The following is a 12665-nucleotide window of genomic DNA, read 5'->3' as shown; positions in this document are numbered from 1 at the left end:
TCAGCCGTCTGCTCTCCCCTCGTCCTCCAGGAGCGCCGTCTGCACCTGCACCGTGCGGCGGCGGGCGATGCGCACGGCGCGGCCCGGGGGCAGCAGGCGGCCCTTGGTGTTGCCGATGACATAGCCCTCGGACGGCGGGCAGGACAGCAGCAGGGTGGGGGTGTTGACCTCCTGGAGGCGGCGCATCAGGTGGTCGCCCATGGCCCGCCCGGCGCCGGTCGCCGCGCGGGCGACCACCATGTGCAGACCGACCTCCCAGCCGAGCGCCAACTGGTCCAGGAGCGGGTCGAACGGGGCGTTCATCGGGCCGGAGCCGAGCATGTCGTAGTCGTCGACGAGGACGAACAGCCGGGGCCCGGTCCACCAGTCGGCGCGCCGCATCCGGCCGGGCGTGATGTCGGGCCCCGGCACCCGGGTCCGCACCGCCCTCGCCGCCCCGTCCACCAGGTCGCGCAGGGCGTCGATGGAGACGGCGTGCCCCAGCCGGTATGCGTCGGGGATCGCCTCGACCAGCTCACGGCGGTAGTCGACGACCATGATGCGGGCCTCGGCGGGGGAGTACCGCTGGGTGATGGCCCGGGCGGTGAGCCGCAGCAGGTTGGTCTTGCCGCTCTCCGTGTCGCCGATGACGACCATGTGCGGGCTCTCGGCGAAGTCGTGCCAGACCGTGGCCAGCTCGTCCTCCTCCAGACCGAGCGGCATCCGGAAGTCGCCCTCCGCGTCCGGCAACTGAGCGACCGGCAGCTCCGTGGGCAGCATCCGCACCCGGGGCGCGCGCGGGCCGGGCCAGCTCTCGGCGAGCGCGGAGACCAGGCCGGACACGCCCTCGGCGAGGTCGTCGGCGCTCTCGACGCCGTCGATACGGGGCAGCGCGGTGAGGTAGTGCAGCCTGCCGTCGCGGGTCAGCCCTCGGCCGGGGACCCGGGGCACCGTCGCGGCCCGCCTGATGTCGATCTCGGAGTCCATCGGATCGCCCATCCGCAGCTCCAGATGGGTGCCCGCCTGGTCGCGCACCGCCGAGGGCAGCTCCACCCAGCGGGCGGTGGTGACGATGAGGTGGACGCCGTAGTTCAGGCCGCGGGCGGCGATCGCGCCGAAGGACGCGATGTGCCGGTCGTAGTCCTGGCGGACCGTGGACCAGCCGTCGATGACCAGGAAGACGTCACCGAACTCGTGGTCGGGGAACTCCCCGGCGGCCCGGCGGCGCCGGAAGGTGGCCATGGAGTCGATGCCCTGCTCCAGGAAGGACTTCTCCCGCGCCGCGAGCAGCGCGTTCACCTCGGCGATCGTCCGGCCCACCCGCTCGCCGTCCAGCCGGGCGGCGACACCGCTCATGTGCGGCAGCCCGTCGAGTCCGGCGAGGGTGCCGCCGCCGAAGTCCAGACAGAAGAACTGCACCTCGCGCGGGGTGTGGGTGAGGGCAAGCGCGGTCAGGACGGTGCGCACCATGGTGGACTTGCCGCTCTGCGGGCCGCCCGCGATGGCGATGTGCCCGCCGACGCCCGACAGGTCGACGGTCAGCAGGTCCCGCATCTGGTCGAAGGGCCGGTCCACGATCCCGATGGGCACCTTCAGCTGCCCCCGGTCCGGCCAGCCCACCGTGGTCAGACCCAGCTCGGGGTCGGGCACGAGCGGCGGCAGCACCTGGTCGAGGGTGGCGGGCAGGTCCAGCGGCGGCAGCCACACCTGGTGCGCGGCCGGTCCGGCGCCCAGCAGCCGGTCGACGGCGACGGCGAGCAGGGTGTCCCCGCTCTCGTCGGACTCCGGCTCGGGGTCCGGCAGGTCGGGAACGGCACGCGGGACGACGTAGCCGTCCGTCCACGGCACCGTCTGCCCCGCCGCACGGGCCTGCCCGGCGCCACCGCGACGCTGCCGGTAGGGGCCGGAGACATAGGCGGCCCGGAACCGGGTCAGGGCCTCCACGCCCGACTTGAGGTAGCCGCTGCCCGGCGCCGGGGGCAGCTCGTAGGCGTCCGGCACCCCGAGCACGCCCCGGCTCTCCATCGCGGAGAAGGTGCGCAGGCCGATCCGGTAGGACAGGTGGCTCTCCAACTGGTGCATACGGCCCTCGTCCAGGCGCTGCGAGGCCAGCAGCAGATGCACCCCGAGCGACCGGCCGAGCCGCCCGATCATCACGAACAGCTCCATGAACTCGCGGTGCGCGGCGAGCAGTTCGCTGAACTCGTCGACCACGACGAACAGGCTGGGCAGCGGGGCCAGCGGGGTCCCGGAGGCGCGTGCCTTCTCGTACTCCAGGGCGGAGGTGAAGTTGCCCGCCGCGCGCAGCAGTTCCTGGCGGCGGATCAGCTCGCCGTGCAGGGCGTCCTGCATCCGGGAGACCAGGGCCGCCTCGTCGGCGAGGTTGGTGATGACCGCCGAGACGTGCGGCAGTTCGTCCAGGCCGAGGAAGGTCGCGCCGCCCTTGAAGTCGACCAGCACGAAGTTGAGCGTCTCGGAGGAGTTGGTCAGCGCCAGCGCCAGCACCAGGGTGCGCAGCAGCTCGCTCTTGCCGGAGCCGGTGGCACCGATCAGCATGCCGTGCGGGCCGGTGCCGCCCTGCGCGGACTCCTTGATGTCCAGCTCCACCGGCTGTCCGTCGGCGCCCACCGCGATCGGCACCCGCAGCCTGCTCGGGCCGGTGCCGCGCTGCCACAGGGCGCGCGGGTCGTACCGGTACAGGTCCTGGATGCCGAGCAGGGTGGTCAGTTCCACGTCGTTGGCCAGCGGTTCGGCGGCGTCCGTGCCCCTGCCCATCCGGTACGGCGCCAGCCGCTTGGCCAGCGCCCGCGCGCCGACCGGCCCGAAGTCGTCCGGGCGGCCCAGGCGGGTGGTCTGCTCCTTGCGGTCCCGGTCGGTGCGTACGAGACAGAAGTCGTCGCCCGTCACGTCGAAGCGCAGGGTGACGCGGCCGGGCCGCCAGGTGAGCGCGCCGGAGAGGTCGAGCACCACCGTGTTGCGCAGCCCGGGGCCGTCCAGCCGGTGCCCGCCGGGGACCGTGCCGCCGTCGACGACGATCACCGTGAAGGGCTCCTCACGGCCGGGCACGGCGTCCGGGTCGAACGGCGGGCGTTCCAGGAACTCCGCGCCGAGCAGGTCCTCCAGCTCGTTGAAGGTGGCGCCGGTCATCCGGGCCGGTCCGGCGCCGTCCGTCTCCTGCGGGTGCAGGTGGTGCGGCAGCCACTTGGCCCACTCCCACTGTGGGCGCCGCTCGTCGGACACGCACAGCGCGATCCACACGTCGTCGGGCGAGTGGAAGGTGGCCACCTGGGCGACGAGGGCGCGGGCCAGCGCCCGGATCCGCTCCTCGTCGCCGCGGAACAGCACCCGCGCCCAGGCCCGCAGGTAGACGGCGATGGGCTGGTCCGGGACGGTGGCGTAGGCGCGCATGAAGCTGCGCAGCGCGTGCGCCGCGAGCGGTTCCAGGTCCTCCACGGGCGTCGTCGCGGTCGGGTTGAGCCGCAGGCCCAGCTTCTGGTCCCCGACGGCGACCCGGACCTCCCCGAAGTCCTCGTCCTGCGGGCGGCGTTCCCACAGCCGGGTGGACCCGGTCAGCGACCACAGCGCGGCCGGTTCGGGGTGCCGCCAGGCGAGCGCCCGCTGCTGGTCCCGGACCGCGGCCCGGACCTTGCGGCGGGTCTGGGTGAGGTAGCGCAGGTAGTCCCGGCGCTCGCCCTTCAGCCGCTGCTTGCGCTCGCTGGCGCGGCGCACGAACTGGCCCACCATCATGGCCGCCGAGGAGATCACCATCAGGCCGAGGGCGAGGTAGATGAAGCTGCCGCCACCGCTCGCGCCGGGGCGGATGAACATCAGCATCATCGACACCGACATCAGCGCCATCGGCAGATACGTCCACACCGCGGAGGAGTCGGGGACCACCTCGGGGAGCGTGGGCGGCTCCTGGAGGCTGAGCTCTCCGTCCGGCATCTCGGGGCCGCGTCTGCGGGCGGGACGGCGGAACAGGACCACACTCACCGTACGGACTCCTTGGGTGGAGCGGCCGTCCCGGGGGAGGGGGAGGCGCGCGAGGGGCTGTGACTGGCTGACGCCACGGGGGCGGACACACCCCGCGGAGGCGTTTGATACTACGATCATCCGCGCTGGACACCAACCAACTTCGTTGCCGCACACCCCCGTTGACGTGCGGCAATGCATCCCCGGAAGGCGTGAGCGAGTCCGATGAGTGACCAACAGGTGGCCGGTCTGTGTCGCCTGACCGTACGAGCCCCGGCCCGCACGATCGACCTCGCGGTCCCCGCCGACGTCCCCGTCGCGGACCTGCTGCCCGCCGTCCTCGGCTACGCCGGTGACGACCTGGAGGAAGCGGGCCTCGACCACGGTGGCTGGGTGCTGCAACGCCTCGGCGGCGAACCGCTGGACGAGGAACGCACCCTCGACTCCCTCGACCTGCGCGACGGCGAGACCCTCTATCTGCGGCCCCGCGTCGAGGCCCTCCCCGAGGTGCACCTGGACGACCTCGTCGACGGCATCTCCACCACCCTGCGCGACCGCCCGTACGGCTGGACCCCGGGCGCGAGCCGCGCCCTGCTGCGCGGCCTCGCGCTGGCCACCCTGACCGTCGGCCTGGTGGTGCTCGCGCTGCCCGGCGGCTCCGGCACCACCCGGGCGACCTGCGCCGCCGCGGCGGCGCTGCTGCTGCTCGCGGGCTCCGCCGCGGCCAGCCGCGCGGTCGGCGACGGCGGCGCCGGGGCCGTCCTCGGCCTGATGGTGGCCCCCTACCTGGCGCTGGCGGGCTGGCTGCTGCCGGGCGGCGACATCACCGGAGCGCACGGCCAGGAGGCGCTGGCCTCCCGGATGCTCGCCGCCTGCGCGGCCGGAGCGGGCGGCGCGGTCCTCGCGCTCGCCGCCGTGGCCGCCTACGCCGCCCTGTTCCTCGCCCCCGCCGTGCTGGCGGCCCTCGGCGCCCTGGCCGCCGTACTGATGCTGGCGGCCGGACTCAGCGCGTACGAGGTGGCCGGGATCGTGGCGCTCGTCGCCGTGCTGCTCGGCGCCTTCGTGCCCACCCTCTCCTTCCGGATGGCCGGACTGCGGATGCCGCCGCTGCCGACCAACGCCCAGCAGTTGCAGGAGGGCATCGAACCGCACCCCACCACGGTGGTGGCGACCCGCTCGGTGCTGGCCGACGGCTGGATGAGTGCGCTGTACGGCGCCGTCGGCCTGGTCTGCGCGGGCTGCCTGGCCGTGCTGGCCCGCCACCCCGGACTCGCCGGGAAGTGCACCGCCCTGACCCTCGCCCTGCTGCTCCTGCTGCACGCCAGGGGCCTGGGCAACGTGTGGCAGCGGCTGTCGCTGGTGCTGCCCGGGGCGGGCGGCCTGGCCCTGATGGCGTTCACCGAGGCCCAGGAGTCCGGGCCCTTCGGGCGGCTGCTGCTCGCGGCCGGGCTGCTCGCCGTGACGGCCGCGGTCGCCATCGCCTCCTGGACGGTGCCGGGCCGCAGGCTCGTGCCCTACTGGGGCCGCGGTGCCGAACTGCTGCACTCGGCCGCGGCCATCGCCCTGCTGCCGCTGGTGCTGTGGGTGCTCGGTGTCTACGGGGCCCTGCGCTCCCTCAACGGCTGACGGAGGACACGGTGCAGTCCAAGCGCGACCAGGTCCAGGCCCACATGTTCGTCATGGGGCGGCTCACCTCCGCCATGCTGCGCGGCGACCCCGACGCCCCGGAGAGCCCGCAGGGCCGCACCAACCGCGGGGTCGCCATAGGCGTGGTGATCGCCGTCCTGATCTCGGCGGGCGCCTTCGTGCTCGGCCTGTTCAAACCGGGCACCAAGGACTCCTGGAAGGAGCCGGGCACCGTCGTCGTCGACAAGGGCACCGGCTCCCGCTACCTCTACCTCGACGGCAGGCTGCGCCCGGTGCGCAACTACGCCTCCGCCCGGCTGCTGGCCGGTGCGGACCTGACGGTCACCTCGGTGGGCTCCGGTTCCCTGGCCGGGGTGGCGCACGGCGCCCCGGTCGGCATCCCCGGGGCGCCCGACGCGCTGCCCGCCGCCGACGACCTGGACCCCGGCCCCTGGCAGGTCTGCTCGGGCACCAGCACGGGCGACGGCGCCGCCACCACGGTCCTCGCCCTCGGGGCCCCGACGGACGGGACCGGTCTGGGCGCCGCCCAGGCCCTGGTCGTGACCGGCCCGGACCAGGCCGACCACCTGGTGTGGCGGGGCAGCAGGCTGCGCCTCGACGACGCGCGCGGAGCCTCCCGCTCCCTCGGCTTCGACACCGCCGTACGGGTCCCGGTGTCCGCGGCCTTCCTCAACGCGCTGCCCGCCGGACCCGACCTGTCCCCGCCCGACGTGCCCGGCCGCGGCGACGACGGCCCCGGACTCAACGGCCGCCCCACCCGCGTCGGACAGGTCTTCCAGGTCACCGCGCCCGGCTCGGACCCCCGCTACTACCTGCTCCGCAAGGAGGGCCTGGCCCCGCTGACCGCCACCGGGGCCGCCCTGGTGCTCGGCGACCCACGGACCCGCAGCGAGGCGTACGACGGTGCCGCGCCCACGGTGACCGAAGTGGGCGCCGACGCCCTGGACGGCCGTACGGCGAACGCGTCCGGCCCGGACGCCGGGGACCTGCCCGAGACGCCGCCGCGCGCCGTCGACCTGGACCCGGGCCGCACGGTGTGCGCGCGGATCCAGGGCGGGGCGGGCGGCACCCGGGTCACCGTCGCGCTCACCGCCGCCGCACGGCTCGGCCCCACCGCGCAGCCCGCGCCGGAGGGCCTCACCCCCGCCTGCGTGCCCGTCGACCGGATCGCCGTCCGGGCGGGTGGCGGGGCGCTGGTGCGGGCCCTGGGGGCGGGCGGCGGTGCCGTGGGCGACACGACCTACCTGGTGACCGACAGCGGCATGAAGTACCGGGTGCCAAACGAGGAGGCGCTGACCGCCCTCGGGTACAGCGCCGGGCAGGCACGCGGCATGCCCTCACCCCTGCTGGCCATGCTGCCCACCGGTCCCGACCTCAGCCCACGGGCCGCGGTGACCGGGCGGGGCGGCAGCACGACGGAGGCGTGTGGGGCGGGGCGCCGGGAACCGGGATCGGGCCCCGCCGATCCGGACAGGAGAAGCTGACATGACCTTTGTATGACGGGCAGTCAAATTCCCTTTATCAAAGGTCAGTTGCTGTCACAGGAAACGCAAGAACCCCTCCCGGAACGGTTACTGTCTGATCAACGGGTTCAAGACGACGGCCCGGCCACCGGGAGGAGCAGCACATGGCAGGCGCAGGCGGCATGCAGCAGTCACAGGCGCACGCGACACGTAACGGCATCCAGGCCCTGGAGTCGGCCTTCACCGGCGTACAGAACTGCCGCCAGGACGTCGAGAACATGAAGTTCAACCTGGCCTCCGGACTCAAGGGGTCCGACGGCAAGGCGTTCCAGGACCTGCTGAAGCTCTGGGACGACCAGGCCGAGATCATCTCCAGGAACGTCCGCGCCATGGTGGACACCCTCAACGAGACCCTCCGGGTCCAGGGCATGACCCAGGGCTCCAACAACGAGGCCGTGAACACCGCCTACAGCCAGTCGCAGGCCATCTTCGACGCCTTGCAGGGCTGACCCCACCCCACTCCCACCTGTATCGCGAGACGAGGCCCCACGATGAGTGACTTCACCGACGGTCAGATCTACGTCGACTACCGCCACGCGTCGAACGCGGCGGACGACATGGTCCAGCAGACCAGGGCGATCGCCAGCATCCTGGTCAACCTGGACGCCGAACTCCAGGAGCTGAAGGCGACCTGGGAGGGTGAGGACCGCGACGTCTACAACACCAAGCAGGCCGCCTGGAACAACGCCGTGGAGGCGATGAAGACCCTGCTGGAGAACCACTCCCGGCTGCTGACGGACGTCTCCGGCAACTACCAGTACAGCGAGAAGTCCCTCACCCAGCTGTGGAGCGAGGTCCGCGTCGGCCGCTGAGCCCGCGAGCAACCGGTATCCCGGCTACGCCCTCCCCGTAGGAGCAGGACATGGCGGACGCCCCCACGGTCAACCTCGACAAGGCCTGGCTGGAGAACTTCCTCAACAACGACATCCTCAACTTCCGCAACGAACTGAAGAAGATCGTCAACGACGGCGTCGGCCCCAGCGGCGAGATCGTCCCGGCGCTCGCCAACCTGCTGCCCGAGGGCCAGATCCCCGAGGGCTCGCTGCCCGGCGCGGTGCGTCCGCTGACCATCGGCTCCATGGCCGCTGACACCCGGACCAACGGCAAGGCGCTCGTCGAGGCCGTCACCGAACTGATCGGCGCGATCGACCTCATCCTGGAGAACCAGAAGATCCTCTTCGAGGACATCGACGACAACCTGCGCACCAGCATCGACAAGCTGTTCAAGACCCAGGGCGACAACCTCGCCAGGATCGACGGCGACAAACTGCTCGACATCTTCGAGGACGTCGACGAGTCCCTCGGCGGCAGCGGCGACCCCGACGACGACTGAGGAAGGGGGCCGGACCGGCCCCCTTCCCGTCCGCCCTCGCCCCCAGCCCGTCATCGGAGTACCCCCGTGGCCGAAGAAAACGTCATACCGCTCACCTCTGACAATGACGCCTGGCACAAGGCGGTGGCCCTGCTCACCGGTTACGAGGCGCCGCTGCGGCACACCCTCTTCGAGAAGCTCCTCGGCAACGAGGGCATCAAGCAGATGAAGGTGGAGATCACCAAGCAGGGCAGCGTCAAGTACGTCGACCCCAACGACTTCAACTGGCGGGTGGAGAACGCCGGTTACCGTATCGAGAACACCGACTTCGTCATCCCCTTCTACATGACGAGCGGTGACGACGCCTCCGCGGGCGACCAGGTGTCCATGTACAAGGCGCGGATCACCATGCTCGGCAACCACAGCACCGACTCGCCCCCGGCGGGTGGCGTGGTCGAGGGCGGGGAGTTCAAGAGCCAGTACTCCGAACACCTCGGCCTCAAGGACGCCGTGTGGTCGACCGCCCCGCTCACCCAGTACGCCTACGGCACCGGGCGGGCCCTGGAGGCGCTCCTCAACACCGACAACGGCACCCACGGCTTTTCCTGGAACGGCGTCAACGTCGCCGACGAGAAGGCCGTCAGCCTCAAGTCGTTCGACACCGCCGCAGCCGCCTTCGACCGGGTCGCCCAGTTCTTCTCCGACCGGCAGCAGACCGTCGCGGAGTGGCAGCGCCGGGTCGGCACGGAACAGAACGACGCCTGGCGCGGGCAGGCCGCCGGGGTCTTCTGGCACCTCATCGACACCATCAACCGCCAGTACGAGGGCTACGCCAAGGACATGGGCGCCGCGGGCGGCCGGTCCAAGCAGGGCAACGAGCTGCGCGAGGCGTCCCGGGCGTTCCGCAACGCCGCCCTCAAGCTGCACTCCAAGTGGGCGCACTGGGAGCTGTACATGGGCAACCCGCTGCGCTGGCTGCACGACCTGCTCGTGGAGATCACCGACCATGTGTGGGAGCGCAACATCAAGCTCATCACCTACAAGGTGAACAGCATCGGCGGCTACTACGGGACCAGTTACTACACGACGTACCACGCCACGGCTGGCTTCGACCAGACCGCCACCCGGTTCGGCAAGAGCGACAACTTCGGCCCGCTCGACCAGCTGAGCACCTGGAAGGCGGTGGGGGAGCGGGCCGTGCAGAACTGGCAGGCGTCCGTCATCGAGAACCTCGTCGAACCCGCCAACGCCGCCCTCGACGAGATCCACAACGCCTGGGGCACGAAGAACATCGACCTCGGCTCCGTCCGCACCCGCGGCGAGGACGACCTCACCAGCTCCTACACCGAGGATCTGAACAAGAAGAAGGAAGAGGAGGCCGAGGCCGCCGCCGAGGAGGCCAACCGCAAGAACGAGGAGTTCATGGCCTGGCAGAAGGCGGAAGCCGAACGGGCCAAGGCCGAGGCCGAACGCAAGGAGAAGGAGGCGGCCGAGAAGGAGGCCGCGGCCAAGGCGGAGGCGGAGCGCAAGGAAGCGGAGGCCAAGGCCGAGGCCGAACGCAAGGAGAAGGAGGCGGCCGAGAAGGAGGCCGCGGCCAAGGCGGAGGCGGAGGCCAAGGAGGCGGCGGCCAAGGCCGAGGCCGAACGCAAGGAAGCCGAGGCCAGGGCCGAGCAGGAGAACAAGGAGCAGGAGGCCGAGGCCAAGCAGCAGGAAGCGGAGGCCAAGGCCGAGCAGAAGGAGGCCCAGCTGCGGGCCGAGCAGGAGGCCAAGGAACAGGAGGCCGAGGCCAAGGCCGAACAACTGCGCGCCGAGCAGGAGGCGAAGCAGCAGGAGGCCGAACGCAAGCAGGAGGAGGCCCAGGCCCGCGCCGAGCAGCTCCAGATCAGCCAGTTCAACCAGGCCCGCGCCGACCAGGAGGCCGCGCGCAAGGAGCAGGAACGCAAGGCGGCCGAGGCCGAGGAGGAGGCCGAGCGCAAGGAGGCCGAGGCCCGGGCCGAGCAGGAGGCCAAGGAGCAGGAGGCCGAGGCCAAGCAGCAGGAGGCCGAGGAGAAGGCCGAACAGCGGCTCAGGGAGCAGGAGGCCGCACAGGCCGAGGCCGAGAAGGAGCAGCGCAGGCTCCAGACCGAGCAGGAGCTGCGCCAGGAGCAGATGCTCACCGAGATGGAGCGGCAGGAGGCCGAGCGCCAGGCGGAGGCCGAGGCCCGCCAGGAGGCCGCCCGCCAGGAGGCGCAGGCCGTCGCCGGTGGTCTGGACCTGGATGGTCTGCCGGGCTCGGACGACCCGACCTCTCGGGTGGTCGGCGGTGGTGATCTGAATACGGGTGACCTCGGGATCGGTGACCTCGGGTCCGGTGACCTCGGGTCCGGTGACCTCAACACCGGTGACCTGCCCGGTGGTTACGACATCCCCGACAGCCCGTACTCCGGCGACACGCTCACCAACCCCGGCGGCAGCGTCACCACCCTCGACGACAACGGACGCCTCGTCACCGAGTACCCCGACGGCAGTACCGTCCGCGTCGACCCCGACCTGCGCACCGCGACCGTCACCCTCCCCGACGGCACCGTCCAGACCGGCCCCCTCAACGTGGGCGACCAGCTCCCCAACCCCGACGGCAGCGTCACCGGCATCGACCGTGACGGGAACATCGTCACCGAGTACCCGGACGGCACCGTCACCACGGTCGACCCCGACACAGGGGCCAGCACGACCACCCGCCCCGACGGCACCGTCAGCTCCGGCTACCTCAACGGCACCACGGGCGACCTGCCGACGGGCCCGACCACGCTGCCCCCTTCGTACGGCTCAGGGAACCTCCCCTCCTACGACTACGGCTCCTACGAGGAGGAGCTGTACGACGACTCCCCGTACGACTCCGTCGACACCCCGCCGTACGCCACCCCGGCCTCGGCGTCCACCGGAGACCTGGGCACCCCCCTGAACACGGGCTCCCTGCCCGGCGGCGTCGGCATGGGCGGCACACCCATGGGCGGGATGCCGATGGGGGGCATGCCGATGGGTGGCACGGGGGCGGGCGGCGGCCAGTCGCAGTCCGAACGCGTCCGGAACGTCATCGACGACGGCCAGCCGCTCTCCACCCGTGGCGGTCGCTACGGCACCGGCGCCGCCACCCGCGCGGGCCAGGACGAGAACGACGTACGCGTCTCCACGCCCCGCGCCACCGCGACCACCACCGGCTCCAGCCCCTTCCTGCCCATGGGCGGGCCGGGCGGCGCACCCGCAGGACGGCCGGAGACCCAGAGCGGCGACCGCACCCGGGAGTCCTGGGCGCAGGAGGACGACGACGTGTGGGGCACCGACGAGGGCGGCGCACCCGCCGTCATCGGCCGATGAGAGGGATCTCGTCATGAGCGAACCGATGGAACAGCGCATCGCCGCGGCGATGGCCGAACTGGAGGCCGTACGGGCCGCCGCCGCACAGGCCGAGGAACGGCTCGCCACCGCCTCGGCGACCGTCCGCTCCCGGGACCGCGCCGTCGAGGTCACGGTCGGCGCGGGCGGCGAGCTGACCGGACTGAAGTTCCTGGACAACAAGTACCGCACCATGAACCCCGCCCAACTCGCCGCCTCCGTCATGGAGGCGGTCGGGCGGGGCCGCGCCCGGATGGCCCGCGAGGTGATGGACGTCTTCGGTCCGCTGACCGAACCCAGCGGCAACGTGCCCGGACTGCGCGGCGTCGACATCGACTGGGAGCACATCTTCGGACCGGCGCTCAGCGCGGAGACCGGCGGCGGGTCCCGGCGCGGCGGCGACCGGCTGCGCGACGAGATCCACGAGGACGGCGACCCCGGACGGACCCGAGGAGGGAACCGGTCATGAGCGGTGTGTACGAGGCCAACCCCGACGCCCTGCGGGCCAGCGTCGAACGGATGAAGCGGCTGCCCGTGATGGCCCGCGCGCTCGGCGAGGACTTCACCAACCGCGAGCGCGTGTACACCGAGTGGCCCGGCTGGACGGACGACTACGCCCACCAGGTACGCCCCGTCTACCAGAGCAACAACGAGTACTGCCTGGGGACGAGCCGGACCCTCTTCGAGGCGCTGGACGGCCTGGTCGCCGCGACCCTCGCCGCGCTGGAGAACATCGAGCAGACCCGCACCGACTCCACCGAGCGGATCCGCGAGCACCAGCGGCGTACCGAGGGGGCGGTCGGGGACGGCGGCGGGCGCCACTAGAGCGAGGGCCAGGACCGGCCGGGGACGAGCGGGAG

At 72.3% G+C, this 12665-nt stretch carries 9 protein-coding genes; 8 read left to right on the top strand and 1 reads right to left on the bottom strand.

The genetic code is table 11. The features are described 5' to 3' along the window. On the bottom strand, nucleotides 1–3966 hold the full coding sequence (gene eccCa / locus ACFVQG_RS02045) for a type VII secretion protein EccCa (RefSeq protein WP_383376503.1): 3966 nt from the start codon (nucleotides 3964–3966) through the stop codon (nucleotides 1–3). A 210-nt stretch (nucleotides 3967–4176) separates the two neighbouring features. Here eccCa and eccD point away from each other — a divergent pair, with 210 nt between their 5' ends. From eccD to ACFVQG_RS02005, 8 genes are all read left to right on the top strand, one after another. After that, the gene (gene eccD / locus ACFVQG_RS02040) at nucleotides 4177–5577 is read left to right on the top strand and encodes a type VII secretion integral membrane protein EccD (RefSeq protein WP_383375745.1); all 1401 of its coding nucleotides are present in this window, start codon (nucleotides 4177–4179) and stop codon (nucleotides 5575–5577) included. A gap of 11 nt (nucleotides 5578–5588) precedes the next feature. After that, nucleotides 5589–7082: a type VII secretion protein EccB gene (gene eccB / locus ACFVQG_RS02035; protein ID WP_383375743.1), complete on the top strand. Its 1494-nt coding sequence runs from the start codon at nucleotides 5589–5591 to the stop codon at nucleotides 7080–7082. A 143-nt stretch (nucleotides 7083–7225) separates the two neighbouring features. Beyond that, the gene (locus ACFVQG_RS02030; protein ID WP_383375741.1) at nucleotides 7226–7570 is read left to right on the top strand and encodes a hypothetical protein; all 345 of its coding nucleotides are present in this window, start codon (nucleotides 7226–7228) and stop codon (nucleotides 7568–7570) included. Between the two features lie 42 nt (nucleotides 7571–7612). Beyond that, a complete protein-coding gene (locus tag ACFVQG_RS02025; protein ID WP_383375739.1) occupies nucleotides 7613–7933 on the top strand; it encodes a WXG100 family type VII secretion target in 321 nt (106 codons plus the stop codon). Between the two features lie 50 nt (nucleotides 7934–7983). Further along, nucleotides 7984–8454 (top strand): type VII secretion system-associated protein, encoded by a 471-nt coding sequence (locus ACFVQG_RS02020; protein ID WP_383375737.1) that lies wholly within the window; start codon nucleotides 7984–7986, stop codon nucleotides 8452–8454. 66 nt (nucleotides 8455–8520) lie between these two features. Continuing rightward, on the top strand, nucleotides 8521–11787 hold the full coding sequence (locus ACFVQG_RS02015; protein WP_383375735.1) for an AAWKG family protein: 3267 nt from the start codon (nucleotides 8521–8523) through the stop codon (nucleotides 11785–11787). A gap of 13 nt (nucleotides 11788–11800) precedes the next feature. Then, nucleotides 11801–12274: a YbaB/EbfC family nucleoid-associated protein gene (locus tag ACFVQG_RS02010; RefSeq protein WP_383375733.1), complete on the top strand. Its 474-nt coding sequence runs from the start codon at nucleotides 11801–11803 to the stop codon at nucleotides 12272–12274. Then, on the top strand, nucleotides 12271–12630 hold the full coding sequence (locus tag ACFVQG_RS02005) for a hypothetical protein (protein WP_383375730.1): 360 nt from the start codon (nucleotides 12271–12273) through the stop codon (nucleotides 12628–12630). Before ACFVQG_RS02010 ends, ACFVQG_RS02005 begins: the two co-directional genes overlap by 4 nt. Nucleotides 12631–12665: the final 35 nt, after the last annotated feature.

This window comes from Streptomyces sp. NPDC057877 (genome assembly GCF_042796855.1).
Lineage (GTDB): Bacteria > Actinomycetota > Actinomycetes > Streptomycetales > Streptomycetaceae > Streptomyces.
This window is presented reverse-complemented; position numbering and strand designations above follow the sequence as displayed.